Annotated in this window: 25 protein-coding genes and 4 tRNA genes; 13 read left to right on the top strand and 16 right to left on the bottom strand. The window is 67.4% G+C overall.

What is annotated here, in order from left to right; genetic code table 11:
• Positions 1 to 66: 66 nt before the first annotated feature.
• The 5 genes from clpX to C560_RS0103290 all read right to left on the bottom strand — a co-directional run bounded on the left by clpX (position 67) and on the right by C560_RS0103290 (position 4,664).
• Complete coding sequence (gene clpX, locus C560_RS0103310; RefSeq protein ID WP_018773373.1) at positions 67 to 1,350, bottom strand: ATP-dependent Clp protease ATP-binding subunit ClpX; 1,284 nt, start codon at positions 1,348 to 1,350, stop codon at positions 67 to 69.
• A 131-nt stretch (positions 1,351 to 1,481) separates the two neighbouring features.
• Complete coding sequence (locus C560_RS0103305; protein WP_026266422.1) at positions 1,482 to 2,141, bottom strand: ATP-dependent Clp protease proteolytic subunit; 660 nt, start codon at positions 2,139 to 2,141, stop codon at positions 1,482 to 1,484.
• Between the two features lie 38 nt (positions 2,142 to 2,179).
• Positions 2,180 to 2,818, bottom strand: coding sequence for an ATP-dependent Clp protease proteolytic subunit (locus tag C560_RS0103300; RefSeq protein ID WP_018773375.1), 639 nt, complete (start codon positions 2,816 to 2,818; stop codon positions 2,180 to 2,182).
• Positions 2,819 to 3,126: 308 nt separating this feature from the next.
• Positions 3,127 to 4,521, bottom strand: coding sequence for a trigger factor (tig, locus tag C560_RS0103295; RefSeq protein WP_026537114.1), 1,395 nt, complete (start codon positions 4,519 to 4,521; stop codon positions 3,127 to 3,129).
• 68 nt (positions 4,522 to 4,589) lie between these two features.
• Positions 4,590 to 4,664: transfer RNA gene (locus tag C560_RS0103290), tRNA-Pro, on the bottom strand.
• Positions 4,665 to 4,795: 131 nt separating this feature from the next.
• Between C560_RS0103290 and C560_RS0103285 the strand changes: the two genes are divergently transcribed.
• A tRNA-Gly gene (locus C560_RS0103285) sits at positions 4,796 to 4,866 on the top strand.
• A gap of 138 nt (positions 4,867 to 5,004) precedes the next feature.
• On the opposite strand, the gene C560_RS0103280 is transcribed toward C560_RS0103285, so the two are convergent.
• The 3 genes from C560_RS0103280 to C560_RS0103270 all read right to left on the bottom strand — a co-directional run bounded on the left by C560_RS0103280 (position 5,005) and on the right by C560_RS0103270 (position 7,644).
• Entirely contained in the window at positions 5,005 to 5,922 is a 918-nt protein-coding gene (locus tag C560_RS0103280; RefSeq protein WP_026537113.1) for an Fpg/Nei family DNA glycosylase, read from the bottom strand.
• A complete protein-coding gene (locus tag C560_RS0103275; RefSeq protein WP_018773378.1) occupies positions 5,922 to 6,413 on the bottom strand; it encodes a ribose-5-phosphate isomerase in 492 nt (163 codons plus the stop codon). The genes C560_RS0103280 and C560_RS0103275 overlap by 1 nt, the downstream gene beginning before the upstream one ends.
• Before the next feature lie 229 nt (positions 6,414 to 6,642).
• Positions 6,643 to 7,644 carry a hypothetical protein gene (locus C560_RS0103270; RefSeq protein WP_018773379.1) on the bottom strand — a complete coding sequence of 334 codons (1,002 nt, stop codon included), beginning with the start codon at positions 7,642 to 7,644 and terminating at the stop codon, positions 6,643 to 6,645.
• A 294-nt stretch (positions 7,645 to 7,938) separates the two neighbouring features.
• On the opposite strand from C560_RS0103270, the gene pepN reads away from it, so the two are divergent.
• Positions 7,939 to 10,494: an aminopeptidase N gene (gene pepN / locus C560_RS0103265; protein WP_043422453.1), complete on the top strand. Its 2,556-nt coding sequence runs from the start codon at positions 7,939 to 7,941 to the stop codon at positions 10,492 to 10,494.
• 87 nt (positions 10,495 to 10,581) lie between these two features.
• Positions 10,582 to 11,067, top strand: coding sequence for an OsmC family protein (locus tag C560_RS0103260; RefSeq protein ID WP_026537111.1), 486 nt, complete (start codon positions 10,582 to 10,584; stop codon positions 11,065 to 11,067).
• A 5-nt stretch (positions 11,068 to 11,072) separates the two neighbouring features.
• Here C560_RS0103260 and C560_RS0103255 read toward each other — a convergent pair whose 3' ends face one another.
• Positions 11,073 to 12,098 carry an NAD-dependent epimerase/dehydratase family protein gene (locus C560_RS0103255; protein ID WP_026537110.1) on the bottom strand — a complete coding sequence of 342 codons (1,026 nt, stop codon included), beginning with the start codon at positions 12,096 to 12,098 and terminating at the stop codon, positions 11,073 to 11,075.
• Between the two features lie 136 nt (positions 12,099 to 12,234).
• Between C560_RS0103255 and C560_RS0103250 the strand changes: the two genes are divergently transcribed.
• Positions 12,235 to 12,894: a mechanosensitive ion channel family protein gene (locus tag C560_RS0103250; protein WP_018773383.1), complete on the top strand. Its 660-nt coding sequence runs from the start codon at positions 12,235 to 12,237 to the stop codon at positions 12,892 to 12,894.
• Between the two features lie 4 nt (positions 12,895 to 12,898).
• Positions 12,899 to 13,357 carry a globin gene (locus tag C560_RS0103245; protein WP_026537109.1) on the top strand — a complete coding sequence of 153 codons (459 nt, stop codon included), beginning with the start codon at positions 12,899 to 12,901 and terminating at the stop codon, positions 13,355 to 13,357.
• 51 nt (positions 13,358 to 13,408) lie between these two features.
• Here the strand turns inward: C560_RS0103245 and C560_RS0103240 are convergent, their stop codons facing one another.
• A complete protein-coding gene (locus C560_RS0103240) occupies positions 13,409 to 14,068 on the bottom strand; it encodes a hypothetical protein (RefSeq protein WP_026537108.1) in 660 nt (219 codons plus the stop codon).
• A 62-nt stretch (positions 14,069 to 14,130) separates the two neighbouring features.
• Here C560_RS0103240 and C560_RS0103235 point away from each other — a divergent pair, with 62 nt between their 5' ends.
• Complete coding sequence (locus C560_RS0103235; protein ID WP_026537107.1) at positions 14,131 to 15,093, top strand: acyl-CoA thioesterase; 963 nt, start codon at positions 14,131 to 14,133, stop codon at positions 15,091 to 15,093.
• 173 nt (positions 15,094 to 15,266) lie between these two features.
• Here the strand turns inward: C560_RS0103235 and ettA are convergent, their stop codons facing one another.
• The 3 genes from ettA to C560_RS0103220 form a co-directional block, all read right to left on the bottom strand.
• The gene (gene ettA / locus C560_RS0103230) at positions 15,267 to 16,949 is read right to left on the bottom strand and encodes an energy-dependent translational throttle protein EttA (RefSeq protein WP_026266424.1); all 1,683 of its coding nucleotides are present in this window, start codon (positions 16,947 to 16,949) and stop codon (positions 15,267 to 15,269) included.
• Positions 16,950 to 17,044: 95 nt separating this feature from the next.
• Positions 17,045 to 17,362: a DUF6993 domain-containing protein gene (locus tag C560_RS0103225; protein WP_231494244.1), complete on the bottom strand. Its 318-nt coding sequence runs from the start codon at positions 17,360 to 17,362 to the stop codon at positions 17,045 to 17,047.
• Positions 17,363 to 17,737: 375 nt separating this feature from the next.
• On the bottom strand, positions 17,738 to 18,304 hold the full coding sequence (locus C560_RS0103220; protein WP_026537105.1) for a single-stranded DNA-binding protein: 567 nt from the start codon (positions 18,302 to 18,304) through the stop codon (positions 17,738 to 17,740).
• A gap of 244 nt (positions 18,305 to 18,548) precedes the next feature.
• Here C560_RS0103220 and C560_RS0103215 point away from each other — a divergent pair.
• Positions 18,549 to 18,621 (top strand) — tRNA-Arg (locus C560_RS0103215).
• 76 nt (positions 18,622 to 18,697) lie between these two features.
• Here C560_RS0103215 and C560_RS0103210 read toward each other — a convergent pair.
• On the bottom strand, positions 18,698 to 19,714 hold the full coding sequence (locus C560_RS0103210; RefSeq protein WP_026537104.1) for a magnesium and cobalt transport protein CorA: 1,017 nt from the start codon (positions 19,712 to 19,714) through the stop codon (positions 18,698 to 18,700).
• Positions 19,715 to 20,039: 325 nt separating this feature from the next.
• Between C560_RS0103210 and C560_RS0103205 the strand changes: the two genes are divergently transcribed.
• Positions 20,040 to 20,543 (top strand): LapA family protein, encoded by a 504-nt coding sequence (locus C560_RS0103205; RefSeq protein WP_026537103.1) that lies wholly within the window; start codon positions 20,040 to 20,042, stop codon positions 20,541 to 20,543.
• A gap of 50 nt (positions 20,544 to 20,593) precedes the next feature.
• Positions 20,594 to 21,256, top strand: a complete 663-nt coding sequence (locus C560_RS0103200) for a GNAT family N-acetyltransferase (protein WP_043422452.1) — start codon at positions 20,594 to 20,596, stop codon at positions 21,254 to 21,256.
• Here the strand turns inward: C560_RS0103200 and map are convergent.
• A complete protein-coding gene (gene map / locus C560_RS0103195; protein ID WP_026537101.1) occupies positions 21,253 to 22,020 on the bottom strand; it encodes a type I methionyl aminopeptidase in 768 nt (255 codons plus the stop codon). The two genes, C560_RS0103200 and map, sit on opposite strands and share 4 nt — an antisense overlap.
• A 78-nt stretch (positions 22,021 to 22,098) precedes the next feature.
• On the opposite strand from map, the gene C560_RS0103190 reads away from it, so the two are divergent.
• Positions 22,099 to 22,785 (top strand): DNA alkylation repair protein, encoded by a 687-nt coding sequence (locus tag C560_RS0103190; RefSeq protein ID WP_026537100.1) that lies wholly within the window; start codon positions 22,099 to 22,101, stop codon positions 22,783 to 22,785.
• Here C560_RS0103190 and mptB read toward each other — a convergent pair.
• Positions 22,778 to 24,403: a polyprenol phosphomannose-dependent alpha 1,6 mannosyltransferase MptB gene (gene mptB / locus C560_RS0103185; protein ID WP_197026101.1), complete on the bottom strand. Its 1,626-nt coding sequence runs from the start codon at positions 24,401 to 24,403 to the stop codon at positions 22,778 to 22,780. The genes C560_RS0103190 and mptB overlap by 8 nt on opposite strands.
• 168 nt (positions 24,404 to 24,571) lie before the next feature.
• Here mptB and orn point away from each other — a divergent pair, with 168 nt between their 5' ends.
• The 3 genes from orn (at position 24,572) to C560_RS0103165 (ending at position 26,725) form a co-directional block, all read left to right on the top strand.
• Positions 24,572 to 25,204, top strand: coding sequence for an oligoribonuclease (gene orn, locus C560_RS0103180; RefSeq protein WP_026266426.1), 633 nt, complete (start codon positions 24,572 to 24,574; stop codon positions 25,202 to 25,204).
• A gap of 200 nt (positions 25,205 to 25,404) precedes the next feature.
• Positions 25,405 to 25,477 (top strand) — tRNA-His (locus tag C560_RS0103175).
• A gap of 93 nt (positions 25,478 to 25,570) precedes the next feature.
• The gene (locus C560_RS0103165; RefSeq protein WP_018773397.1) at positions 25,571 to 26,725 is read left to right on the top strand and encodes an acyl-CoA dehydrogenase family protein; all 1,155 of its coding nucleotides are present in this window, start codon (positions 25,571 to 25,573) and stop codon (positions 26,723 to 26,725) included.
• The last annotated feature ends 14 nt before the right edge of the window (positions 26,726 to 26,739 follow it).

Here is a 26,739-nt window from a genome sequence, read left to right as displayed (position 1 = left end):
CCGGGGCAGGTCACACACACGGCGCGCAAAAGAGTACAGCGACCTTGGCCGCGTTTATATTCCGGATCAGGCCGACTTGCGGCGCTTGACCTCGTCGTGGGCGATCATCGTGGGCGCGGCCTTCTTGGTCACGACCTCTTCCGTGATCACGACGCTGGCGACGTCGTCGCGGCTGGGGAGGTCGAACATGACCGGGAGCAGGACTTCCTCCATGATGGCGCGGAGTCCCCGGGCTCCGGTGCCGCGCTCCAGCGCCTGGTCGGCAATGGTGTTGAGGGCCTCGTCCTCGAAGATGAGCTCGACGCCGTCGAGCTGGAACATCTTCTGGTATTGCTTGACGAGGGCATTCTTCGGCGTGGACAGGATCTGGATGAGGGCGGCGCGGTCCAGGTTCGAGACGGTCGTGATGACGGGCAGCCGGCCGATGAATTCCGGGATCAGCCCGAACTTGAGCAGGTCTTCCGGCATGACCTCGCCGTAGGAATCCGTGGTGTTCTTGACCTCGTTGAGCGGGGCGCCGAAGCCGATGCCCTTGCGCCCGGACCGCGAACCGATGATGTCCTCGAGCCCGGCGAACGCGCCGGCCACGATGAACAGCACGTTGGTGGTGTCGATCTGGATGAATTCCTGGTGCGGGTGCTTGCGTCCGCCCTGCGGCGGGACCGAGGCCACCGTGCCCTCGAGGATTTTCAGCAGTGCCTGCTGAACGCCCTCCCCCGAGACGTCCCGGGTGATGGACGGATTTTCGCTCTTGCGTGAAATCTTGTCGATCTCATCGATGTAGATGATGCCTTGCTCGGCCTTTTTGACGTCGTAGTCGGCAGCCTGGATGAGCTTGAGGAGGATGTTCTCCACGTCCTCCCCAACGTAGCCGGCCTCGGTCAGGGCAGTGGCGTCGGCGACGGCGAACGGGACGTTGAGGCGGCGGGCGAGGGTTTGGGCCAGGTAGGTCTTGCCGCAGCCGGTGGGGCCGATCAGCAGGATGTTGGACTTGGCGATCTCGACGTCGTCGTGGTGCACGCCGTCGGCGAGGTTGCCGCTCTTCGGCGCGTGGCCGGCCTGGATCCGTTTGTAGTGGTTGTACACCGCGACGGCGAGCGATCGCTTGGCGGGTTCCTGGCCAATCACATATTCCTGCAGGAAATCAAAGATTTCGCGGGGCTTGGGCAACTCGAAACTGCCCAGGTCAGCTACTTCCGCGAGTTCCTCTTCGATGATCTCGTTGCAGAGTTCGATGCACTCGTCGCAGATGTAGACGCCGGGCCCGGCAATGAGCTTGCGGACCTGCTTCTGGCTCTTTCCGCAGAAAGAACACTTCAGCAAATCTGTGCTCTCGCCAATCCGAGCCATGTGTGAACCCCTTTAGTAGCTTGCTGCTGGCTGTGACATGTTCCACTCTAGGTCACTTTGGGCCCGTTGGGTGGAAAGCGAACGCCGGTGCGGCCAAGTAAAAATGCCGCACCGGCGCCGCGGATTGCTGATTAGCGCGCGATTGCCTGGGGCTTGATCTTGCGGGAATCCAGGACCTGGTCAATGAGGCCGTACTGCATGGCCTCGGCGGCCGTGAGGATCTTGTCCCGCTCGATGTCGTTGTTGACCTGCTCCGGCGTCCGGCCGGAGTGCTTGGCCAGCGTGTCCTCGAGCCAGGAGCGCATGCGCATGACCTCGGCGGCCTGGATCTCCAGATCCGAGGCCTGCCCGCCCTGTCCGCCGGACAGTGAGGGCTGGTGGATCAGTACGCGGGCGTTCGGCAGCGCGAGGCGTTTGCCCGGCGTGCCGGCCGCGAGCAGCACGGCGGCGGCGCTGGCCGCCTGGCCGAGGCAGACGGTCTGGATCTCAGGCCGGATGTACGTCATGGTGTCGTAGATCGCGGTCATGGCGGTGAAGGAGCCGCCCGGGGAGTTGATGTAGAGCGTGATGTCGCGGTCCGGGTCGGTGGACTCGAGCACCAGCAGCTGGGCCATGACGTCGTCGGCCGAGGCGTCGTCGACCTGCACGCCGAGGAAGATGATGCGGTCCTCGAACAGCTTGGTGTACGGGTCCTGGCGCTTGAAGCCGTAGGGGGTGCGCTCTTCGAACTGGGGCAGCACGTAGCGGCTGCTCGGCAGGTTGCCGGCAGTCGAACCGAAGTTGTAGTTCATGTTCATTGCTCCTGAATTCATTGCTGTCTACCTGCCGGTCAGTTCTCGGTGGCTGTCGCAGCGCCGCCGCTGTTGCCGGAGCCGTTGGCGTTTGTTCCGCCGCCGCCGGCCACGGATCCGGCGTGCGCGGCGATCTTGTCGAAGAAGCCGTATTCGAGGGCTTCCGGGGCCGTGAACCACTTGTCGCGGTCGTTGTCCTTGAGGATGGTTTCCACGGTCTGCCCGGTCTGGTCGGCGGTCAGTTCGGCCATGACCTTCTTCATGTGCAGGATCAGCTCGGCCTGGATCTTGATGTCCGACGCCGTGCCGCCGATGCCGCCGGAAGGCTGGTGCATGAGGATGCGGGCGTTGGGGGTGGCATAGCGCTTGCCCTTGGTGCCGGAGGAGAGCAGGAACTGGCCCATGGACGCGGCGAGGCCGGTGGCAACCGTGACAACATCGTTCGGGATGAACTGCATGGTGTCGTAGATAGCCATGCCGGCGGTGACGGAGCCGCCGGGTGAGTTGATGTAAAGGTAGATGTCCCTTTCAGGATTCTCCGCCGAGAGCAGCAGCAGCTGGGAGCAGATCGCGTTGGCGTTATCGTCGCGGACCTCGGAGCCGAGCCAGATGATGCGCTCTTTCAGCAGGCGGTTGTAAATGTAGTTATCCTGGGCTGCCGGATCGACCGTGGCCATCCGGGGTGCCCCTGCTTGCTGTGACATATGTACTTACCTCTCGCTGGCGACGGTGACGCCACTGGACGACATCACTGAACTTTCCTACAGCGACACTAACCGTTTTCACGCCCGCTTTGTTCGCTGGCGCCGGGCTGTTCGCTGACGGCGCACGATTGCCGGAACCCCTCGCGCCGGGTCCCGGATGCGGGGCGTTCGTGGCCCCCGAACCGACCGTGCCGGCCGGGCGTGGCCGCAGGCGGGGACTTAAAGCGGTCGGCCCCCGGATCGGTGATCCGGGGGCCGACTGTTCTACGTCTCAGGGACTGCTAGAACTTCACTGCTGCGGGGTCATCGCTCGGCGTGGCCTCGATGGTGGCTTCTTCCGAAGCTGCTTCGTCCTCAACGGTCTCGGCGGCCGGGGCAGCCTCGTCGCCGGGGCGGACGAAGTCGCTCAGGTCAACCTTGTTGCCCTCGGAGTCGGTGACCTCGGCCTGGCCCAGCACAACGGCCAGTGCCTTGCGGCGGCGGACCTCGGAAACCATCATGGGCACCTGGCCGCTCTGATCGATGATCTGGGCGAACTGGTTCGGGTCCATGCCGTACTGGCTGGCGGTGGTGACGATGTAGTCGATCAGCTCATTCTGGCTGACGTTGACTTCTTCCTTCTCAGCGATGGCGTCGAGGATGATCTCGTTCTGGAAGGCGCGCTCGGTGTTGGCCTTAACCTCGGCGCGGTGTTCCTCGGTGTCGTGCTCGCCTTCACCGTGGGCGTTTTCGGCGCTGAAGTGCTGCTCAAGCTGCTCTTCGACGATCGACGCCGGGACGGGAACCTCGACGAGCTCAACGAGCTTGTCCAGGACCTTGTCGCGGGCTTCGACGCCCTGGTCAACAACCTTGGACTCGGCGGCCTGCTTGGCAAGGTCCTCACGGAGCTCGGCCAGGGTGTCGAATTCGCTGGCGAGCTGGGCGAAGTCGTCGTCGGCGACGGGGAGCTCGCGCTCCTTAACGGCCTTGACGGTGACCTTGACCTGGGCGGACTCGCCGGCGTGCTCGCCGCCGACCAGCGTGGTGTCAAAGATGGCGTCTTCGTCGGCGCTGAGGCCGGTGACGGCCTCGTCGAGGCCTTCGAGCATGGTGCCGGCGCCAACCTGGTAGGACAGGCCGGAGGCGGAGTCAACATCGGCGCCGTCGATCGAGGCTGCGATGTCGATGGTCAGGAAGTCGCCGTCGGCGGCCGGGCGGTCCACGGACTTCAGCGTGCCGAAGCGGCCGCGGAGTTCGTCCAGGGCCTTGTCGACGTCGGCGTCCGAGGACTCGGCGGCAGCGACCTCAACCTTGATGCCGGCGTAGTCGGGCAGTTCGATCTCGGGGCGGATGTCAACCTCGGCGTGGAACTTGAGTTCGCCGTCGGTGGCGGACGGGTCCGGAACCTCGGTGATCTCGACCTCGGGACGGCTCAGGGGGCGGATGCCGGTTTCCTGCACGGCGGCCTGGTACCAGCCGTTGAGGCCTTCGTTGATGGCCGTCTCCAGGACGTAGCCGCGGCCAACGCGCTGGTCAATGAGCTTGGAGGGGACCTTGCCCTTCCGGAAACCGGGGACCTGGATCTGCGAAGCAACAGTCTTGTATGCCTCTGCGATGCTGGGCTTCAATTCCTCAAAAGGGACCTCAACATTGAGCTTGACCCGCGTGGGGGTGAGGTTCTCGACAGCGCTCTTCACAGTCTAAGTACTCCTGGTGTGGGGGGTATGGGGTTCTGCATTGCCACGTGCTGGCAGTGCTTGCAGAGTCGGGGTGACAGGATTTGAACCTGCGACTTCCTGCTCCCAAAGCAGGCGCTCTAGCCAAGCTGAGCTACACCCCGTAAGTGCACAGAACAGTCTACGGTCATACTGTGCTGATTTGCACATTTGACACCGGGGCCCTGAATTGGGTTTAGTTGTATCCGGCTTGAACAGCCGCCCGGAAGTTTTACTGGAGTTCCAGTGAGATCCCGGGGACGTAGCTTAATGGTAAAGCCTCAGTCTTCCAAACTGATTACGCGGGTTCGATTCCCGTCGTCCCCTCGGAATTATGACGAAACAAAGCCCCTCCGCGGAGGGGCTTTTTTCATGCCTTGGCCGTCGATTGCTCCACAGCTGCCCTTCTGGAGGCTCAAAAGGGCTGTTGCGGAGCAATGGATGCGGCCGGGCAGGCGTACCGGCTCAGGCCTGCTGGCAGGCGGGGCACCAGTAGAGCTTCCGGGCGCCGAGCTCGGTCAGCGCCACCGGCGTTCCGCAGTCGCGGCAGTCGAGTCCGTGCCGCCGGTAGACGAAGTGCGCCTCCTCCGGGGCGGGTAGAACGCCGCGGGCTTCGCCGGCTCCGGCCCCGTTCCAGTACTGCGGCGTCGTGGTGATAATCCGTCCGTCCCGGACGCCGTCGGACATCATGGCCGCGGTGTCGTCCCAGAGCCGGCGGGCCGCGTCCGGTGACAGTTCGGCGCCGGGCAGCCAGGGGTTGAGCCGTTGCCGGAACAGCAGTTCGGCCCGGTAGACGTTCCCGACGCCGGCGATCACCTTTTGGTCCATCAGCAGGGCAGCCAGCGGTGTTCGTTTGCCCGCCACGGTGGCGGTGAAGGCGTCCCGGTCGCCCGGAAGGTTCCGCAACGGGTCCGGGCCGAGCCGCGCCAGTACGGCCGCCGCTTCCACGTCCGTGATCGCCTCGCAGGTGGTCGCACCGCGGAGATCGGCCCAGCCGTGCACGCCGGCGAGCCGGACGCGGACGGCACCGACCGGCGCGGGCGGGCCCACGTACGCGGCGGGACCGGCCGCATCACCGTCGGCGTAGACTTCCCGCTCCCCCACTTTCCGGGGCGCGCCGATGCTGGACGCGCCGCGGAAGGTGGCGTCGCCGCCGAAATCCCAGGCGCCATAGAGCCCCAGGTGGACGTGCAGGAGAAGCCCGTGGCCGAACTCCAGGAAGAGGTGCTTCCCGTGCGCCACGGAGCCGGCGAGGGTGTGGCCGTCCAGCAGCGCCGCGCCCTGGGCAAACCGGCCCTGCGGACTGGAGACCGCGAGCCGCTCCCCCGCGAAAACGTCCCCGAACTGGCGGGCCAGCCGGTGGACGGAATGCCCCTCCGGCACTAGTCGATAACCTCGCCGGTGCGCTCGTACGTGGCGATCTTGCCGATCCGGCGGACGTGGCGCTCATCGTTGCTGAAGGGTTCGGCCAGGAACGCCTCGATGATTTCCGTGGCTTCGTCGACGCTGTGCTGGCGGCCGCCGACGGCTACGACGTTGGCGTCGTTGTGCTCGCGCGCCAGCTGGGCGGTGGACAGGTTCCAGGCCAGCGCGGCACGGACGCCCTTGACCTTGTTGGCGGCGATCTGCTCGCCGTTGCCCGAGCCGCCGAGGACGATGCCGAGGGCGTGGGTTCCGGCTTCCTGGTCCGCGACGACGGCGAGTGCGGCGTTGATGCAGAACGACGGGTAGTCATCCAGGGCGTCGTAGACCTTGGGTCCATGGTCCACCACCTCGTAGCCCTTGGCGCTGAGGTGGCTGACCAGGTGGGCGCTGAGCTCCATTCCGGCGTGGTCGGTGGCAATGTGCACGCGGGGCAGGTCAGAAATGGTCACGGCTGTTCCGTTCGGTTGCGGCGCCGGGCGGCGGCCGGGGGCGGTTGGGGTCTGGTCCAAGCGTACTAGGCCGGGTCTTCCGGGGCGGTGCCGCAGCCGGCCGGACACCGCACTGGGTGGTCGTGTTACACGGACCGGTCACGCCGTCGTACTCCACCGTCGTACTCCACCGTCGTACTCGACTGTCGATCTACACCGTGGATCTGCACCGCCGCGCCACACCGCCGTGCTACACCGCGGGGGTCCCGCCGTTCCGCCGGGCCCTGTCCGCCACCCGGGACAGTGTTTGGGCGATGTTGTCCGCCGCGGTGGCGCTGCCGCCGCTCACCGCCAGGCGGCGCCCGTCCGAGCGGTCGATGACCACCGCGGGGCCGCTGCTGACCAGCATCGCCGTGGTGTTGCCGTGGATCCGGTAGCCCCACCCGCCATAGTCCGCCGCCGTGACGTCCCTGGGCGTGGCGGCGTCGATGGCCGCGGCCGGAACCTCCATGACCCGGACGAACCCTGCCGCGAAGACGTGCAGGCCGCCGCGGTCAACCCGGATCCGGGCCACCAGGAACGCCGCGGCCACCAGGGCCGCCGCCACCAGGAGGACTGACAGCCACGGCACGGCAATGGTCAGGAGGGCGGCCGGCAGAAGCGTTGCGATGCCGAGCATGACGAAGATCGAGCTGCGGGCGTGGACCCAGAGGCTGACCCGGTCCCGGGCCAAATCAGGATCCTGTTCGCGCTCGAGCGCCTGCCGGACGGCGAGGTCGTCATCGACGGACCAGCGCTCGTCGGCTTTGAAGACGAAACCCATGACGATGCCCAGGCCGAGGGCCGCGCCGCTGCCGAGTGCCAGGACCGAGGCGTCCACATGCGATCCCCGCGCATCGGGCAGGCCCAGCTGGCCCACGAGCACGGCGGCGAGGACCGTGGTGACGAAGAGGCTCATGGACAGGCCGGCGCCCATCATGATGCGGCGCATCATTGCGGGGCGGGACAGCGGCACGGCCTGCAGCAGCACGGCCCAGCCGATGACCACGATCAGCGACGCCCCGGCTCCCACGACCGTGCCGAACGGCGCGAAGTCGGCGGCACCGGCGGCGGTCCAGCGGACGGCGAGCGGCTCGGGCAGATCCCGGCGCACCAGAAGCGCACAGACCACGAATCCTGCCGCCAGCATCAGGGGGAAACCGATGGCAAAGCGCAGCGCCCTGGCATCGACTGAGTCACGGATCTTTCCCATGCTCCAACGCTACCGCGGACGCACCTTGAGGGATCTGGGGACGTGCGCGCAGGTCAGGACGTGGCCGCCCCAACCGCACCCATCTGACACGAATGGCCGCTAAGGGCAGCGGCTGAGGGGCCATTTGTGGCAAATCGTAGACTGGGCAGACTGGGTGCAGAGGCCTTGGGCCGGACATTGTGATCGGGCTAACTTGCCAAGGGCGGCTGACGTGAAAGAATAATTTCACAGTATTGCCGGCGGCTGCGGCCGGCCGGCAGTATCCATCTTCTTCTGGAGGCCCCTTTGCCCGGTATGAACCTGACCCGCGCCGAAGCCCGCGAGCGCGCCGCCCTGATCGACGTCGATTCCTACGAGGTCAGCCTGGCCCTGACCCGCGGCGAGAAGGTCTTCGGCTCCACCACGGCCGTGAAGTTCCGCGCCAAGCCCGGCTCGTCGACCTTCATCGACGCCGTGACCCACGCCGTGCAGAGCGTGAGCCTCAACGGCCGCGAACTGGATCCGGCCGAGGTCTCCGACGGCGTCCGGATCCAGCTCCCGGACCTGGCGGCCGAGAACCACCTGATCGTGGTCGCCGACGCCCCGTACATGAACACCGGCGAAGGCCTGCACCGGTTCGTGGATCCGGTGGACAACGAGGTCTACCTGTACACCCAGTTCGAGGTCCCGGATTCGCGGCGCATGTTCGCCGTCTTCGAACAGCCCGACCTGAAGGCCAGCTTCACGTTCACCGTCACCGCACCCTCGCACTGGGATGTCGTGTCCAACTCCCCCACCCCGGTGCCGGTGGAGACCATCCCGGGCGCGGATGGGGGCGCCCGCTCCGTCTGGGAGTTCACGGCGACTCCGCGGCTGTCCTCCTATGTCACCGCACTGATCGCCGGGCCGTACCAGTCGGTGCGCAGCGAGGTCACGTCGGCGGCGGGCAAGGTCACCCCGCTGGGCATCTTCGCCCGCAAGTCGCTTATGCAGTACCTCGATGCGGACAACATCTTCGAGCTCACCCGGCAGGGCTTCGAGTTCTTCGAGGCCCAGTTCGGCTGCCCGTACCCGTTCGAGAAGTACGACCAGCTCTTCGTGCCGGAGTTCAACGCCGGCGCCATGGAGAACGCCGGGGCCGTCACCATCCTGGAAGGCTACGTCTTCCGCGGCAAGGTCACCGACGCCCAGGTGGAACGCCGCGCCATCACCGTGCTGCACGAGCTCGCGCACATGTGGTTCGGCGACCTCGTCACCATGCGCTGGTGGAACGACCTCTGGCTCAACGAGTCCTTCGCCGAATACATGTCCCACCTGGCCGCCGTGGAGAACACCGAGTTCGGCCACGCCTGGACCACGTTCGCCTCCGTGGAGAAGTCTTGGGCCTACCGGCAGGACCAGCTGCCCACCACGCACCCGATCTTCGCCGAGATCAACGACCTCCAGGACGTCGAGGTGAACTTCGACGGGATCACCTACGCCAAGGGCGCCTCGGTGCTGCGCCAACTCGTCGCCTGGGTGGGCCCGGAGCAATTCATGTCCGGGGTGCGGGAGTACTTCAGCAAGCACGCCTGGCAGAACACCGAGCTCAGCGACCTCATGGCCGAACTCGAGAAGGCCAGCGGCCGCGACCTGGAACGGTGGGGGCAGCTCTGGCTGGAGACCGCCGGCGTCAACACCCTGACACCGGAGATCTCGGCGGCCGCGGACGGCACCATCGAGTCGTTCGCCATCGTGCAGTCGGCGATCGAGAGCGAGCCGACCCTGCGCCCGCACCGCCTCGCCGTCGGCTTCTACAACCTCAACGGCGCCGGGAAGCTGGAGCGGGTGCACCGCGAGGAGCTCGACGTCGACGGCGAGCGCACTGTGGTTCCGGCCCTGGCCGGCCTTGCCCAGCCTGACCTGGTCCTGCTCAACGACGACGACCTCGCCTATGCCAAGGTCCGTCTGGACCCGAAGTCCCTCGCCACCGCAACGGCGCACCTGAAGGACTTCAGCCAGAGCCTCCCCCGCACGCTCGTGTGGGGCTCAGCCTGGGACGCGGCGCGCGACGGCGAATCCCCGGCCCGCGGGTACGTGGAGCTGATCCTCGCCAACATCGCCGAGGAATCCGATTCCTCCGTGATCCTGGTCCAGCTCCGGCAGCTGGCCACCACGCTGACCTTCTACGTGGCCGAGGAACACCAGGAGGCCACGGCCGTGGCCGCTGCCGACAAGCTCTGGGAGCTCGCCTCGGCGGTGCCTGCCGGCTCGGATGCCCAGCTGCAGTTCGTGAAGTCCTACGCCCTGCTGGCCCGCAGCGCCGGGCAGCTGGACACGGTGTCCGGGCTGCTGGACGGCTCGCTCACCCTCGACGGGCTGAGCGTGGACCAGGACCTGCGGTGGGAGCTGCTGGCCTCCCTCGTGGCAGGCGGCCGCGCCGGGCAGGAGCGGATCGACGAGGAACTGGAGCACGACAACACCTCCAACGGCCAGAACGCGGCGGCCCTGGCCAAGGCCGCCATCCCCACCCCGGAGGCCAAGGCCGAGGCCTGGGAATCGATTGTGGTCAAGGGCGATCTCTCCAACGCCCTGCAGGGCTCCGCGGTGACCGGCTTCACCCGTGTCCTGGACACGTCCCTGCTCGAGCCGTACGCCGAGAAGTACTTCGAGGCCGTCCCGGGCATCATGGCCAGCCGCACCCACGCGCTGGCCTCGCAGATCGTCGTCGGGCTCTACCCGGCCCAGCTGACCACGCAGGCCACGGTGGACCGCACGGATGAGTTCCTGGCCTCGCTGCCCGAGGGCAGTTCGGCGCTGCGCCGGATGATGCTGGAGAACCGTGACGGCGTTGACCGTGCCCTGCGGGCCCGCCAGGCCGACGTCGGCTAACGACCCCGGCACCGGACCCCCGGCAAGCCTGGAACCCCGGCACCGCCCCTGTGCGGCGCCGGGGTTCCGTCGTTCTAGGCTGGAGTCATGAACCTTGACGAACACCGCTATTCGTTGACCGTCCGCTGGACCGGGAACCTCGGGGCCGGGACGTCCACGTACCGCGGTTACTCACGCGACCACGACGTCGAGATCCCCGGCTTGCCGGTGTTGTACGGCTCGGCCGATCCGACCTTCCACGGGGACCGCGGGCGTTACAACCCCGAACAGCTGCTCCTGGCCGCCCTCTCGCAGTGCCACATGCTTTCCTTCCTGCACGTGGCCGTGAAGCACGGCGTCGTGGTGACGGCGTACGAGGACCGGGCCGAGGGCCTGATGCGGACCAACCGGGACGGCAGCGGGCAGTTCGAATCCGTCACGCTGAAGCCCCGGGTGACGGTGGCGGAACCGGCGGCACCGGATGTTCTCGAGGAACTCCACGTCGAGGCCAACAAGGTCTGTTTCATCGCGCGCAGCGTCAACTTCCCGGTGCTGCACGAGCCGACGGCTGTGGTGGAGGGCCAGGCGGACTGAATAATTCAGGCGGCGCCGTCAGCCGGGCCGGACGAGGCCCCTGACCGGTACGCGGAAACGATCCGGCGCTCCGCCTCCGGGCTCATCCCGGCCTTGCGTTCCCGGCCAAGTCCGCGGCGGCGTTCATCCGCCAGGGTGTCCCGCAGTGTGTCCATCCAGGGCCGCAGCCGCAGCCCGGCGGCCCGGGCGGCGTCATTGCTGCGGGTCGCGAAGCCCTCGTGGCCGGGCGGCAGCCACAGCGGCAGCGAGTCCGGACCGGCCCAGTAGTTCGCGCCGTGCGACGCCAGCCAGTCCTCGGGGACGACAACAACCTCGGAGTCGGCGTCGGCGAGCTGGCGCGCTTCCCCCAAGTAGGCGGCAAACGGCACCGGCTCACCGACGGCGTTCAGCGCCCCGGTGGTGCCGTTTTCAGCGGCGGTGAGGATCCAGGCTGCGAGGTCGCGGACATCGATGACCTGGGTGGCGTCGGCGGGGATGTCCGGGACAAGGACGGGATCATTGTCCCGGGCAAAACGGGCCGGCCAATACCCGTAGCGGTCGGAGCCGTCCCCGGGTCCGCCGATCAGGCCGGCGCGGCAGAGGTGCGCCTTGTCCCCTGCCAGTTCCCGGGTCAGGTGTTCGATCGCGGACTTGGCTTCGCCGTAGTTTTCCATGGTCAGCTCCGTGCCCGGAGCAAGCGGCGGGAGCACCTGGGCGTCCTCGGCCTCGCCGGCCACGGAATGGTCCGCATAGACCGAACAGCTGGAGATGAAGGTCCAGTGCCGGGCCGAGCCGGCCAGCGCCTCCAGTGCCTCCCGTGCCTGGTCAGGGTCCCGCGAGACGTCGACGACGGCGTCCCACCGGCCGCCGTCGGCGGCTGCCTCGTAGGCGGCTTTCCCCTGCGAGCGGTCAGCGCGCAGCCAGGTGGCGCCGTCGGGCGGTGCGGACGCGGTGCCGCGGGCCAGGCAGGTGACGTCGTGGCCGGCGGCCAGGGCCTGCCGGGATATTTCTGCTGACAGGAAGACCGTTCCGCCGAGGACCAGGATGCGCATGGGGCCACGCTACGGCGCTACTGTTGAAGTAGACCAGAGTGTTATGCGCCCGGCGAACGCCGGGCGCCCGTCCGGACGACCAGCCCTGCTGCCGCCCGGCAGCACGGCCGCAGTAAACAAGGAGTTTCCCCCGCCGATGATCAGCCTGACCACCATCGAACCCATCACCGCGCCGGATATCTCGGCCGTCAACCTGCCAGGCGGCCTCATCAGCCTGGGCATCGGCGTCGCCGTGTGGTTGGTGGCATCCTTCGTGATCACCGGAATCACCAAACGGGTTGCGGCGGGCAGCACACTGTTCAAGAAGTCACACTTCCGCTGGGTGGCTCCGGCGTTCCGCGCCCTGGACCACGAACGCCGCGTCCAGCGGGCAGAGACAATCGGTGCACTGCTCCGCAGCGTGGTCGGCGTCCTGATCGCCGTCCTCACCATCGTGTACGTGCTCAAGTACCTGAACGTGGACGTGGCACCCATCCTGACGAGCGTCGGAATCCTCGGTGTGGCCATCGGCTTTGGCGCCCAGCAGTTGATCCGCGACTTCCTCGCCGGCATCTTCATTACCTTCGAGGACCAGTACGGCATTGGCGACATCATCGAGACTTCCGAGGTGGTGGGCACGGTCGAGGCCATGAACCTGCGGATTACCCGGGTCCGGGCCGACGACGGCACCATCTGGTACCTGCGCAACGGCGAAATCCTGCGCGTGGGCAACCGTTCCCAGGGCACGTACATTCCGCCCGAGGCGTCCCCGGCGGACGAGGCCGACAGCGCACCTCAGCAGAAGGCCGGAGAATAGTGAAATGACGATTCCCAGCGCCAGCGAACCCAGCCAGCCCAGGCAGCTGCTGCAGAACGATCCGTTCAGCCAGCCCGGCTACACGGACAACTTCTATGACGCCGTGGGCGGCCACGAGACTTTTGTGAAGCTCATCGATGTTTTCTACGACGGCGTCGCAACAGATCCGCTGTTGCGCGCCATGTACCCGGAAGAGGACCTTGGCCCGGCCAAGCGCCGCTTCCTGATGTTCCTGGAACAGTACTGGGGCGGGCCGACGACGTACGGCGAGGAGCGCGGGCATCCGCGGCTGCGGATGCGCCACATGCCGTTCCGGGTGACGCCGGAGGCCAAGGAACGCTGGCTGTTACACATGCGCGCCGCGGTGGATGCCCTGGAACTGCCGCCGTTGTACGAGGGGACGCTCTGGGACTACATGGAGCGGGCCGCCCTGTCCATGGTGAACAGCCCGTCGGAGGCCTAAGCGCGGAGGCCTGAGCGCGGAGGACTGGGCGCGGAGGGTGCCGGAAGCGTCCTAGAGACCGGTACCGGTCCGGACCAGCACGTGGCCGCGGGGGCCGCTGAGCCGGAACCAGCGCCCGGCCCGGTAGAGCCGTTGCTCGCCCTCTGCCAGGAAGCCCAGGGTGAGCGCGGCGAACGCGGCCCCGGCCGGCAGGCCGCCGGCGTCGGGCAGTTCCCGGCCCCAGACCGTTGCCCTGGCGTTGTTGACGATCAGCGCGCCGGGCTTGTCCGGGATGATCGCGGCGATCTCCCTGATGCCGGCCTCGGCTGCGGTCCGCAGGGCGGCGTCCTCGACGGTGCCGAGCAGTTCCCAGCCGGCCCGCGGCGCGCCGATCCCGGCCCACGACTCGCTGACGGTCACCGGCGGGACGGGAAGTTCGACGTCGTCCTCCCCCGCCCGCGCCAAACGGTCCAGGACCGCGGACAGCGGCACCGTCACGTCAGTGTCCGCCGGCTGTGCCAGCGCCATGGTCCGCAGGCCCAGGATGGTGGGGGTGGATTCGCCCAGGAGCCGGGGCCGCAGCACGCAGACGTAGGCGGCCAGGACCGGGCCCGTGGCCTGAAGCCGGATGGCGCCGTCGTCAATGGACTTGGCGCGGGTGGCGAAGGTGCGCAGGTCGTCGAGGTCGCGGGGATCGGTGAACTGCAGGGGCTGGGTTAGGACATCAGACACACTACTGACTCTACCGGCTGCGCTTCTTTGGAGCGGCGCCGGGCGCCGTCTAGAGTCAAACCATGACTGAAGCCGAAGCCGGACTGTTGGGGCTCCCGACCCAGGACCCCACCTCCTCGCTCATCCAACTCCTCAACCTCGGCGAGCTCGAGGGCGCCCGGACGGACGAGGACATCTTCATGGGTCCCTCCCAGCAGCAGCCCCAGCAGCGCGTCTTTGGCGGCCAGGTGCTGGCGCAGTCCCTGATAGCAGGCAGCCGCACCGTCGATCCGGACCGCAGCGTGCACTCCATGCACGGTTACTTCCTCCGGCCAGGAGACGCCAACAAGCCGATCACATTCGGCGTGCAGCGCCTGCGCGACGGCCGGTCCTTCTCGGCCCGCCGGGTCCACGCCTATCAGGAGGGCATGCCCATCCTGTCGATGATCGCGTCCTTCCAGGCCGAAGACGAGGGGATCGAGCACCAGTCCGAGATGCCCGCCGGGATCCCGGACCCCGAATCGCTGCCCAGCACCGCCGACCTGCTGGGGAAGTTCGACCACCCCGTGGCCCGGCACTGGGCCTACGAGCGGCCGTTCGACATCCGCCACGTCGATCCGGCGCTGTATGTCTCGGCCAACGGACCCCGGGAAGCCCGGAACGCCGTGTGGATGAAGACCTTCGGTCCCATGCCCGACGACGCCGGCCTGCACCGGGCCGCGCTGGCCTACGCGAGCGACTACACCTTGCTCGAATCCATCCTCCGCAAGCACGGGATGAGCTGGATTACGCCGGGGATGTCCGTGGCGAGCCTGGACCACGCCATGTGGTGGCACCGGCCGGTCAGGGTCGACGAATGGCTCCTGTATGTCCAGGAATCGCCCAGCGCGCAGGGCGCACGGGGCCTGGCGACGGGCAGGATCTTCAGCCGGGACGGCCGGCACGTGGCGACGGTGGCCCAGGAAGGCATGATCCGCGTCCCGAACGACTTCGGGGACACCGGCCTCAAGAACACGCAGAAGGGCGGCGTGCAGGCCGCCGTCTAATCGCGGGCGGTGCAGCACCGGCTCCGCGAGGCCGGGGGCTGCTGACACTACCCTTCGGCGGGTGGCATACGGCGCCCGCGGCCCACATCGTCCTCGGCACACAAAAAGCCGGCTCCCCTTTGAACAGGTTCAGGGGGAGCCGGCTTTTTTGTGGCGCTGTAGGCCGTGCGGGCTTAGTCGCGGGTGAGGCGGCGGTGGGTTACCCGGTGCGGCTTGGCCGCGTCCGGGCCCAGGCGCTCCACCTTGTTCTCCTCGTAGGACTCGAAGTTGCCCTCGAACCAGTACCACTTGGAGGGGTTCTCCTCGTCGCCTTCGTAGGCGAGGATGTGGGTGGCCACCCGGTCCAGGAACCAGCGGTCGTGCGAGACGACGACGGCGCAGCCCGGGAATTCGAGCAGGGCGTTCTCGAGGCTGCTGAGGGTTTCGACGTCGAGGTCGTTGGTCGGTTCGTCGAGGAGCAGCAGGTTGCCACCCTGTTTGAGGGTCAGTGCAAGGTTGAGGCGGTTGCGCTCACCGCCGGAGAGCACCCCGGCCTTCTTCTGCTGGTCCGGGCCCTTGAAGCCGAAGGCGGCCACGTAGGCGCGGGACGGCATTTCGACGTGGCCGACCTGGATGTAGTCGAGGCCGTCGGACACGACTTCCCACAAGGTCTTGTTCGGGTCGATGCCGCCACGGCTCTGGTCGGCGTAGGAGATCTTGACGGAATCGCCGATCTTCAGTTCGCCGCCGTCGAGCGGCTCCAGGCCCACGATGGTCTTGAAGAGCGTGGACTTGCCGACGCCGTTGGGTCCGATGACGCCGACGATGCCGTTGCGGGGCAGGCTGAAGGACAGTCCGTCGATCAGGGTGCGGTCATCGAAGCCCTTCTGGAGGCCCTTGGCCTCCAGCACGAGCCCGCCCAGGCGCGGTCCCGGCGGGATCTGGATCTCTTCAAAGTCGAGCTTGCGGGTGCGGTCCGCCTCGGCGGCCATTTCCTCGTAGCGGGCCAGGCGGGCCTTCGACTTGGTCTGGCGCCCCTTGGCGTTGGACCGGACCCATTCGAGTTCCTCGGTCAGGCGCTTGGCCTGCTTGGCGTCCTTCTTGCCCTGGACTTCAAGGCGGGCGCGCTTCTTTTCCAGGTACGTGGAGTAGTTGCCCTCGTACGGGTACAGGTGGCCGCGGTCCACTTCGGCGATCCACTCGGCCACGTGGTCGAGGAAGTACCGGTCGTGGGTGACGGCAAGGACGGCACCGGAGTAGCTGGAGAGGTGCTGTTCCAGCCACAGCACGCTCTCGGCGTCCAGGTGGTTGGTGGGCTCGTCGAGCAGGAGCAGGTCCGGCTTCTGCAGCAGGAGCTTGCACAGCGCGACGCGGCGCCGCTCACCACCGGAGAGCAGGGTGACGTCGGCGTCGGCGGGCGGGCAGCGCAGTGCGTCCATGGCCTGTTCCAGCTGGGAGTCGATGTCCCAGGCGTCGGCCGCGTCGATCGCTTCCTGCAGCTGTCCCATTTCCTCGAGGAGGGCATCGTAGTCAGCGTCGGGGCTGGCCATTTCCTCGGAGATCGCGTTGAAGCGCTGGATCTTGCCGTAGATTTCGCCAACGCCTTCCTGGACGTTGCCCAGGACGGTCTTGTCTTCGTTCAGCGGCGGCTCCTGCAACAGGATGCCTACCGTGTAGCCGGGGCTGAGCCGGGCCTCACCGTTGGAGGGAGTGTCCAGGCCAGCCATGATCTTGAGAATGGTGGACTTACCGGCACCATTCGGGCCGACAACGCCAATCTTGGCCCCCGGGAAGAAGGACATGCTCACGTCATCGAGGATGAGTTTTTCGCCGACAGCCTTACGGGCCTTGGTCATTGTGTAGATAAATTCCGCCATGCCTACAAATCTAGTGGTTCGGCCGGGATAACTCACATTCCGTGAGCCCGGATCGGCCACTTGACGGCCGCCCTGTCGGCCGCCGACGGTTCTGCTCAGTCCCGGACGCCCACGAGGCAGCCGCCGGAGTCCAGGCCCGGCAGCACAGTGACGGCGACGGTGCCGGCGCGGATCTGGGCCACGATGCAGTTGCTGCCGTCGCGCACGGCGGCCTCGACGGCGTCGGCAGCCAGGCCGGTGGGCGTCCGCCCGGCGGTGACTTCCACGGCGTCGGCCGGAATCCCTGCGTTAACCAACGACGCGCGGATGTCCGCCGTTTCGGGCCGGCCCCCGCCGCCGACCACGGCGTCCAGGGCCGTCTCGACCGTGGATTTAGTGGTGGATTTAGTGGCGGATTCCCTGTCGGGTTTCATGCCGGGTTTCATATCGGGGCTGGCTGTCCCGGCCCCGCCGGCGGTCGGCCCAACCAGGTCGGGGGACACTGCCGGCGCCCGGGACACTGCGGAAGGTGTGCCTTCAGAATCCGCGGCTCCAGCGGCCCGGGCCCCGCTGCTACCGGCCGGCGTCGCACAGGCCGAGGCCGACAGCAGGAGCACCAAGGTGACGGCGGCCGCAACGGCCCAGCCGCCGCGACGGGCAGCCCCGCCCGCACTGGAGGTGGGCGCCGCCCGTCCCGCAGCGATTCTGGCGTGTTGCATCCGGCAATTCTGCCACGCGGTGGCGTCCCGTTCCGGTGTTCCGGTGCCCAATCCCGGCCTCCACGGCGCTGCCAGCCGGTCCTGCGGCATTCAGGCTGCGGCGCCTTTCAGTTCTCCGGTTTCCTGGTCCACCTCCTCTTCCTCACCGCTCTCGTCATCGATGAATGTCGCGTGCAGGTCGGCGCCGCCGTCGCCGTCCGCGCCGGCATCCCCTGGCTGGCTCTGCGGTCCGCCGCCGTCCCCGTCCCCAATGCCAGGCGCGCCGGGGGAACCTGTTCCGGCAGTCGTCTGGCTGCCGGCCCCGGCTGAGCGGGTGAAGTTGGCAGAGCCCCACATGAGGTCGTGGCCGACTGACTCCGCATTAATTTCGGCGTCGTGGTAGACCCTGCCGTCCTTCTCCCAGCTCCGCATCTTCAGCCTGCCAACCACGATGACCCGCTGGCCCTTCTTGATGCTGCAGCCGATGTTGCCGGCCAGTTGCCGGTATCCCTGGACGGTAAACCAGTTGGTGTTGCCATCCACCCAAGTGCTGGAGCCGCGGTCGTAGCGGCGCTCGGTGGCGCCGAGCCGGAAGGACGCCGTGGCCACGCCGCCGGGCGTGGTCGCGCTTCTGATCTCCGAGGCCACGAAGCCACGGACCGTAATGTTGTCGCTCATTCTCATGTCCTGTCTCGAATTGTCGTGCCCAGCCGGGCAGTTCCAGCATCCCGCCGCCGGCCACGGCCGGGGAGTGCCCGGCTGTGCCATGTGGAAAACCGGCTGCCGGCAACGGCGTGCGGGCCGTGTTGGGGACTAGTACGGTCCGGCAGGAGCGGCCACCGGCCGCCGTTGACCCGCACCGGCCGTCCGGCACTGTAAACTTTTTGAGGCGTCACCGGCAGCAGCCGGTGGGCACCAGCGCGCCCCAGTAGCTCAGGGGATAGAGCAGCGGCCTTCTAATCCGCCGGTCGGGGGTTCGATTCCCTCCTGGGGCACAAGAGAGCGGCTCTGACCTGCGACAACGCACGGTCAGGGCCGCTTCTTGTTTCAACTCATATTTCAAACAGAGCATCAGATCCACTTGTTGTGCTTGAACGTCAGGAACAGGATCCCGCCCATGCCGATCATGAGCGCGAGGGCCATCGGGTAGCCGAAGATCCAGTCGAGTTCGGGCATGTCGCGGAAGTTCATGCCGTAAATCGACGCGATCAGCGTCGGCGCGAACAGGATGGCAGCCCACGACGAGATCCGCTTGACCTGCTCGTTTTGGGCGAAGCTCGACTCCGTCAGGAGCCGCATTTCGTCGTTCTGCCGCTGGGCTACCAGGGCTGCGTTGACGGCCAGCGCATTCTGCAACAGTGCCCGGAAGGCAGTTACCCGCTCCCCCAGCCGGATGGCGTGGTCCAGGACGTCGCGGAAATGGTCCTGCAGTTCGGGGTCCGGCACCCCGTCTGGTCCGCTGCCCATAAGGCTCTGCAGGATTCCGGCCAGCGGGGCCGTGGCACGCTGGAACGTGATGACCTGCCGGGAGAGTTCATAGATTCTGCGCGATACGCCGGGATCGGCAGCGAACAGGTCGTCTTCGATTTCATCGATGTCGTTTTCCAGGCCTGCGGCCACCGGCTCGTACTCGTCCACCACCTGGTCCAGAATCGCGTACAACACCGCATCCGGTCCGAGCGCCAGGAACTCCGGCTCGGACTCCATCCGCCGGCGCACCCGGGCCAGGTCGGGAGACTCCGCCCGGCGGACAGTCACCACGAAGTCCGGGCCGGAGAACACATGGATCTCGCCGAACTCGACCTTCTCCACATCGTCCAGGTACCGCGCGGGCCGCAGCACCAGGAACAACGTCTCGCCATAGTGTTCAAGCTTGGCCCGCTGGTGGCCGGCGAGCGCGTCCTCCACGGCCAGGTGGCTCAGGTCAAATTCCTCGGCCACTGAGCGCAGCTCCTCGGCTTCGGGCCGGTAGAGCCCAATCCAGGCCATGCCCTGGCGCTGCCGCAGCAGAAAGTACGTCTCCTCGAGTCCTTCCGGGTCGGCGGTCCGGTGGCCGTCCACATAGACGGCGTTGTCAATGATCGTCACGGCCGCGCCTCCTCTTCAAGGCATTCGCTTTGCTGTGACGTTATACCGTCCCCCGGCCGGTGCCAACAGCCCGCATTGCCCCGCGCCCGCCGCTGCTTCCGGGAAGAACCCCGGAAGATTGCCGGAAAGATTGCCGGAAAAATTGCCGCCCACCGGTGGCAGCCAAAGACCACAAAAGCAAAGAAGTCGGTGTGCGGGGGATCGACCGGACCGTGCCGCACTACCCGGAGCCCCGCCAGCCCTCAGCACGCTTAGTATTGACTTGACGGGCAGGCCGGCAGCGAAAGCCTGTGCACCCTGCCCGCAATCGAAAGGTACGGCCGCCATGACCGAAACACCCCAAAGATTCAACCCCACCAATCCAGACGACGCTCCCGCCACCCGGTACGCGGAGGCAGCTGACGCCACAACCGGCCCATTGCCCGCCGAGCAGGTCTCCGGCGCCGGTGGCCTGGCGGGCAGCACCGATGTGGCCGCCACGACGGCGGGACGCGCCGAACCCTCCCGTGCCGAGGCATCCACGGAACCGGCTCCCGCACCCGCACCGGAAACGCGCCAGGTCACCCGTGCCGGAATGGTCTGGGCCGCGGTTGCCTGCGCACTGGTGGTGCTGATCCTGCTGATCGCGTTCATCCTGCAGAACCAGGAATACGTGCAGGTGAAGTTCTTTGGCCTCGAAGGCTCGGTCCCGCTCGGCATCGCGTTGTTCATCGCGGCAGTCGGCGGCGGAGTGCTGGTCGCCATCGCCGGAGCCGCCCGCATCATCCAGCTCCGGCTCGCCGCGCACCGTGTCCGACGCCAGGCGAGCCCGGGCACCCGCACTCGCTGACGCTGACGCCGACGCCGACGCCGACGCCGCCAGGCGCTACCCTCTTTTCCATGCGCGAAGCAGAACTCCGGACCCAGGCAGCCATCACCACCGCCGCGGCGGACTGGCCCGACGTCGAGCGTCTCTTCGGCGTCCGCGGCGAACCCTCACGCTGCTGGTGCCGGTTCTTCGCCTTGACCGGCCCCCAGTGGTCCGCCTCCACCCCGGATGAGCGGAAGAACCAGTTACGCGAAAAGTTCGGCGGCGGCCAGCCGGAGCCAGGGGTCCTGGCCTTCCGCGACGGGAATCCCGTGGGCTGGTGCGCCGTCGAGCCCCGCGGGTGCTACCTAAGGATCCTGCGCTCGAAGGTGCTGGCGTCGGCCCCCGACGCCGCCAAGGATCCCGGCGGGCACGAGGTATGGTCCGTCAGTTGCTTTGTGGTCTCCCCCGGCCACCGGCGGACCGGCGTGGCGCGAGCGCTGCTTGCCGCCGCCGTCGAACATGCCCTCGCGCACGGCGCAACCGTAGTGGAGGGATATCCGGTCGACCCCGCGCAACGGCCCAAGGCCGGCCCGGCGGATCTCTACCACGGCACCCTGGGGCTCTTTTTGGCCGCCGGCTTCACAGTGGCCAGCAATCCAGTGGTCAGCAATCCGGTGGTCAGCGGCGCGGTGCCGGGACGCGCCGTCGTCCGCCTGACGGTGCCCCCGCCCGGCGGGGGCCGCGGGCGCTAGGGCAGGGTCAGGATCACCGGCCCGTCGGCGGTGATGGCCACGGTGTGCTCGCTGTGCGCGGCGCGTCGGCCGTTTGCTGAGCGGAGGGTCCATTCGTCGTCGTCATGGTAGTAGTCGTCCTTGCGGCCGAGAATCAGCATCGGCTCGATGGCGATGACCAGGCCCTCGGTCAGTTTGATGCCGCGGCCGGGACGTCCGTCGTTGGGCACGGGCGGCTCGGCGTGCATGGTCCGGCCGATGCCGTGGCCGCCGTGGTCGGCGAGCAGCCCGTAGCCTGCCCGGCGCGCCGCCCCGCCGATCGCGTAGGCGAGGTCGCCCATCTTGTTCCCGATCCTTGCCGCGTCGATCCCCCTCGCCAGGGCGGCGTCCGTGGCGTCGATGAGGGCCTGGTCCACCGGGTCCGCGGTCCCCACGATGAAGCTGATGGCCGCATCGCCGCACCATCCGGCCAGGAAGGCGCCGCAGTCCACGCTCAGGAGGTCCCCGTCCTGGAGCCGGTACTCGTTGGGGATCCCGTGCACGACGGCGTCGTTGACGGATGTGCAGATGACCCCGGGAAACGGCACTGATGCCCAGCGCGGCCGGTAGTTCAGGAACGCCGGGGTGGCTCCGGCGTCGGCGATTGACGCTGCGGCGACATCGTCCAGCTCCTTGAGCGAAACGCCGACGGCGGCCGCTTCCCGGACCCGGGAGAGGGTGGTGGCGACCACCCGGCCGGCCTCGCGCATCAGTGCGATCTCTTCGGGACTCTTGATCATGGACATGGCATTCCCTTCCGACGCGGAGCCGCGGCTTGCTGGCTTCAACTCTAAAGCCCGCCGCGGCATGTCTACAGTGGCCTCATGACCACCACGGAACTGCTTGACGCGATCCGCGGCAGCCTTCAGGCTGCTGCCGATCCCGGCCGCGCCGCGGGGGCACAGGCTTACATGAAATCGCAGATGCCGTCCCTGGGCGTGAGGGTTCCCGAAGTCCGCGGCATAGTCAGGGCCGCGGCCGCGGACCACCCGCCGGCCAGCCTGGCGGAACTGCAGTCCACGGTGCTCGCGCTGTGGCGCAACGCCGGCCACCGTGAGGAACGCTACGCCGCGATCGAGCTCACGGGGCTCAAGCCCGCTGCCGGGCAACTGAGCATGCTGGCCATTTATGAGGAAATCATCCGCACCGGAGCCTGGTGGGACCTGGTGGACGGGGTGGCGCACCGGTTGGGCGCCCTGTTGCAGGCCCACCGGGCGGAACTGACGCCGGTGCTGGAATGCTGGAGCCGGGATGAGGACTTCTGGGTCCGGCGGGCCGCCATCACCGCACAGCTGGGGGCGAAGGCCGCCACGGACACGGCCCTCCTGGCCGCTGTGATCGAGGCCAACCTCGACGATCAGGAGTTCTTCATCCGCAAGGCGATCGGGTGGGCGCTGCGCCAATACGCCAGGACGGATCCGGCCTGGGTGCTGGCGTTTGTGCGGCGGCATGCCGACGAGCTCAGTGCGCTCTCGCGCAAGGAAGCGCTCAGGAACCTGCCGGCTAGATGATCGGCCGCGTGGTGACCGGCTCGTCCGACTTGGTGAACAGCAGCTTGGTCTTCGGGTCCAGGAAGATCAGGTACAGCGCGAACAGCAACGCGATGATCGCCGCGGCGTTGCGGGCCAGCGCCAGGGCCAGGCCCAGGTCCGCGGTCTGCAGGTACGGGAAGACATCGAGCTGGTCCGAGATCGCGTAGACCATGAAGAAGGACACGATGAAGTAGAGCGCCTTGACCTGCCAGTCGTCGCGGATGCCCGTGACGGCGAAAAGCGGGATGAGCCAGACGATGTACCAGGACTGGATCATCGGGGACAGCAGCACGACGGCGGCGAACGCCAGGGTGAGCCGGCGCATCAGGCGGTCGTAGTCGCCGCGGAAGATCTGCCAGGCGACGATCCCGACGGCGAGCAGCTTGCCGGCGTCGAACGCCCACTTGGCCAGTCCCCAGCCGTCGAGCCCGAAGGCGTTGGAGATGGAGGCCACGATCAGGCCCACCAGGCCGACGGGCGCGTACCAGATCCAGATGCTGCCCGGGGCGGACAGCCCGTTGATCCAGCCGAAGCCGAAGCCATTGACCCGGCTCATGAGATACAGCAGGGCCAGGCTGAGGCCGGCCGTGAGGGCCCAGAAGACGAACTTACGCGGCCAGCTGGCACCCTTGCCCGCCCAGAGCAGGCCAATGAACGGCAGGAAGACCACCGTGATGGGTTTGACGGAGATGGAGAGCGTGACCAGCACGATTCCGAGGACGACCCGGCGCGTGGCGCAGTAATAGAGGCCGGCCAGCGCCAGGCCGATCATGAGGGCGTCGTTGTGGACGCTGGCGATGAAGTTGGTGAGGAACAGCGGGTTGGCCGCCGTCAGCCACAGTGCCCGGTTCGGGTTCACGCCGTGCAGCTCGGCCAGTTTGGGCACGTAGATCACGCAGAGGACCACGCCCACCAGGGCCGCGATCCGGAACAGCATGATGCTGCCTTCGGGGTGCACGTTGGTGGCCCAGACCACGAACTGTTCGATCCATAGGAACAGCTGCCCGTACGGGACGGGGGCCTCGGTCCACATTCTGTCGGCGCCCAGCTGGAAGTAGTTGGACAGCGCCGAAATGCCATTTTCGTAGGGGTTGAAGCCCTCCACCATGAGCCGGCCCTGGCCGATGTACGCGTAGACGTCGCGGCTGAACAGCGGCACAGAGAACATCAGCGGCAGCCCCCACGCCACCGTCGCCTGGAGCGTGGCCTTGCGGGCACCGGCCCCCCAGACCCGGACGCGCTGGCCGAGCCGCAGCCAGGCGCGGACCAGCAGCATGCCGCCGAAGGCCAGCAGGACAATGCAGAGGGCGACGCCCCAGGCCTCGGTGCGCATCCAGATAAACAGCGGGACGCGGCGGAGTTCGGACGCGGGGGCAAGCCACCCGACGCCGATCGAACCGATCGTCATGAACAGGGAGCCCAGGAACCCGGCAAGGATCGGGGACCGCGGGTTGTCGACGTCGCCGACGGCCCCTTCCGACTCAGGGGAGGCCGCAGTCCGGGTGAGCGCAGTCCGGGCAGACGCAGAGGGGCGGGACGTGGACGGGCTGGACGTACCGGCAGCCGTTTCCCCCGCCGCAGGCACAGGCGCCGTCATGTCAGGATCGTCCAATCTGTTGTGGGCCACAATTCCGCCCACAGCCGGCCGCATTGTCCGGCCCGGGGCGCCGCGTTGAAGAAAGAAGTGCCGAAATAATTCGGCGGCCGCGTATTCGAAATCCTAGCACCGGACGGCTCTGTGGCGTCGGAACGGTAGGCTGGGCGGGTGCCTATTACTAACGAACGCATCGTCTGGATCGACTGCGAAATGACCGGCCTGGACACCAAGAATGATGCCCTGATCGAGGTGGCCGCCCTGGTCACCGATTCGGAGCTCAACATCCTGGGGGACGGGGTCGACGTCGTGATCAAGCCCGACGACGCCGCGCTGGCCCAGATGAACGACTTTGTCCGCGACATGCACACGCGCTCCGGCCTGCTGGCGGAGCTTCCGCACGGCAAGACGATGGCCGAAGCGCAGGCAGCCGTGCTCGCCTACATCAAGAAATGGGTGCCGGACCCGCGGAAGGCCCCGCTCGGCGGCAACTCGGTGGGCACCGACCGCGTGTTCCTTGTCCGCGACATGCCCGACGTGGTGGAGCACCTGCACTACCGGGTGATCGACGTCAGCACCATCAAGGAACTCTCCCGCCGCTGGTTTGCCCGGGCCTACTTCCAGTCCCCCGCCAAGCTGGGCGGCCACCGGGCACTCGGCGACATCAAGGACTCCATCGACGAACTCCGGTATTACCGCGAGGCCGTGTTTGTCCCCGCGCCGGGCCCGGACAGTGCCACGGCGCAGCGGATCGCCAAGCGCGTCATGGGCGGCGAAGCAGCCGAGCCCACCCCGGCCGGCTAGCGGCCACACACCCTCCCCCCTCGCTGCGGGGCCGATGAAACGTCGCCGGGGACGTGGCGCAGAAAGTAATCTGCGCCACGTTTCGCGGAAATTTTGGCGAAAATCGCAAAAGTGGCAAAACCACCCCCAAACAGCAGGTAAGCTATTTGTCGTTGCCTTTCCAGCCAGCCGGTTCGCCGGAGGGCCTGATATGGCACATGGTGGGCGTAGCTCAGTTGGCAGAGCGCCTGGTTGTGGTCCAGGAGGTCGCGGGTTCAACCCCCGTCGCTCACCCTCATGAAGGACGGCAGTGATTGTCCGACCTTTTCCAAAGGCCGCACCGGTTATCCGGTGCGGCCTTTGTTGTCTGTATGGGAAGGAATCGCAGTGAAGCGCAAGCTCTTTGAAGAAGACCACGAGATGTTCCGTGAGATGGCCGCCGAGTTCAATGCGCGCGCGGTCGCTCCCCACTACACCCAGTGGGACGAGGACCACATGATGTCCCGGGAACTGTGGTCCGCGGCCGGCGAGCAGGGCCTGCTGGGCCTGGCCGTGCCGGAAGAGTTCGGCGGCATGGGGATGTCCGATTACCGCTTCCGGACAGTGCTCGACGAAGAATTCGCCAGGAGCAACCACCTCGCGGTCGGCCTGGCCTTCCACCTGCACGATGACATGGTCCTCCCCCACCTGCTGGCCTACGGCTCCGATGACCTCAAAGCCCGCTGGCTCCCGGGCATGGTCTCCGGCGAAAAGGTCACGTCGGTCGCCTGGACCGAACCGGGGGCCGGCTCCGACCTGCGCGGCATCCGCACCAAGGCAGTCCGCGACGGCGACGACTGGCTGATCACGGGCCAGAAAACGTTCATCGGCAACGGCATCTCCGGCGACGCCTCCCTGGTCCTGGCCCGCACCGACGGCGGCACCGGACGCGGAAACCGCGACTCGTTCTCGCTTTTCATGGTCCAGAAGGGCGAGGGCTACAACACCGGCAAGCAGCTGGACAAGATGGGCCTCAAAGCCTCCGACACGGCCGAGCTGTTCTTCGACAACGTCCGTGTCCCGCACGCCGACCTCGTCGGCGAGGAGGGCAAGGGCCTGCAGTACGCGGCCGAACAGCTCCCCCAGGGCCGGCTGGCCATCGCCGTGGCAAGCTCCGCCGTCGTGCGCGCCACCTACGAGGCGACTGTCCGCTATACGAAGGACCGCAACGCGTTCGGCGAGCGGATCATCGATTTCCAGAACAGCCGCTTCGAACTTGCCGACATCCTCACGGAGGTCGAGGTCACCGAAGCGTACGTGGACCAGGCCATCCTGGCGTTCAACGCCGGAGAGCTCGACGCCGCAGGCGCTGCCCGTGCCAAACTGTGGGCGTCCGAGCGCGCCAAGTCCGTCACGGACCGCTGCCTGCAGCTGCACGGCGGCTACGGCTACATCATGGAATACCCGGTGGCCCAGGCCTACCTCGCCGCCCGGCTGCTGACGATCTTCGGCGGCACCAACGAAATCATGCGCGACGTCGTCGGCCGCACCATCGCCGGCTGAGACGCCGCGACTCC

The sequence above is a fragment of the Arthrobacter sp. 9MFCol3.1 genome (genome assembly GCF_000620385.1).
In the GTDB taxonomy this organism is placed as follows: Bacteria; Actinomycetota; Actinomycetes; order Actinomycetales; family Micrococcaceae; genus Arthrobacter.
Note: the sequence above shows the minus strand (reverse complement) of the source record. Positions and strands in the feature narration are given on the sequence as shown.

Bases quoted from the DNA above. Each gene is read 5' to 3' on its own strand.
- C560_RS0103225 (WP_231494244.1), bottom strand. From the start codon at position 17,362: ATGAAACCCGACAGGGAATCCGCCACTAAATCCACCACTAAATCCACG.
- C560_RS0103255 (WP_026537110.1), bottom strand. From the start codon at position 12,098: ATGCGCATCCTGGTCCTCGGCGGAACGGTCTTCCTGTCAGCAGAAATA.
- map (WP_026537101.1), bottom strand. From the start codon at position 22,020: ATGTCCATGATCAAGAGTCCCGAAGAGATCGCACTGATGCGCGAGGCC.
- C560_RS0103205 (WP_026537103.1), top strand. From the start codon at position 20,040: ATGACCGAAACACCCCAAAGATTCAACCCCACCAATCCAGACGACGCT.
- C560_RS0103260 (WP_026537111.1), top strand. From the start codon at position 10,582: ATGAACCTTGACGAACACCGCTATTCGTTGACCGTCCGCTGGACCGGG.
- C560_RS0103250 (WP_018773383.1), top strand. From the start codon at position 12,235: ATGATCAGCCTGACCACCATCGAACCCATCACCGCGCCGGATATCTCG.
- mptB (WP_197026101.1), bottom strand. From the start codon at position 24,403: ATGACGGCGCCTGTGCCTGCGGCGGGGGAAACGGCTGCCGGTACGTCC.
- C560_RS0103220 (WP_026537105.1), bottom strand. From the start codon at position 18,304: ATGAGCGACAACATTACGGTCCGTGGCTTCGTGGCCTCGGAGATCAGA.
- C560_RS0103200 (WP_043422452.1), top strand. From the start codon at position 20,594: ATGCGCGAAGCAGAACTCCGGACCCAGGCAGCCATCACCACCGCCGCG.
- C560_RS0103190 (WP_026537100.1), top strand. From the start codon at position 22,099: ATGACCACCACGGAACTGCTTGACGCGATCCGCGGCAGCCTTCAGGCT.
- C560_RS0103270 (WP_018773379.1), bottom strand. From the start codon at position 7,644: ATGGGAAAGATCCGTGACTCAGTCGATGCCAGGGCGCTGCGCTTTGCC.
- C560_RS0103235 (WP_026537107.1), top strand. From the start codon at position 14,131: ATGACTGAAGCCGAAGCCGGACTGTTGGGGCTCCCGACCCAGGACCCC.
- C560_RS0103300 (WP_018773375.1), bottom strand. From the start codon at position 2,818: ATGGCCACGGTCGATCCGGCAGCCCAGGATAACTACATTTACAACCGC.
- C560_RS0103245 (WP_026537109.1), top strand. From the start codon at position 12,899: ATGACGATTCCCAGCGCCAGCGAACCCAGCCAGCCCAGGCAGCTGCTG.
- ettA (WP_026266424.1), bottom strand. From the start codon at position 16,949: ATGGCGGAATTTATCTACACAATGACCAAGGCCCGTAAGGCTGTCGGC.
- clpX (WP_018773373.1), bottom strand. From the start codon at position 1,350: ATGGCTCGGATTGGCGAGAGCACAGATTTGCTGAAGTGTTCTTTCTGC.
- pepN (WP_043422453.1), top strand. From the start codon at position 7,939: ATGAACCTGACCCGCGCCGAAGCCCGCGAGCGCGCCGCCCTGATCGAC.
- C560_RS0103305 (WP_026266422.1), bottom strand. From the start codon at position 2,141: ATGAACTACAACTTCGGTTCGACTGCCGGCAACCTGCCGAGCAGCCGC.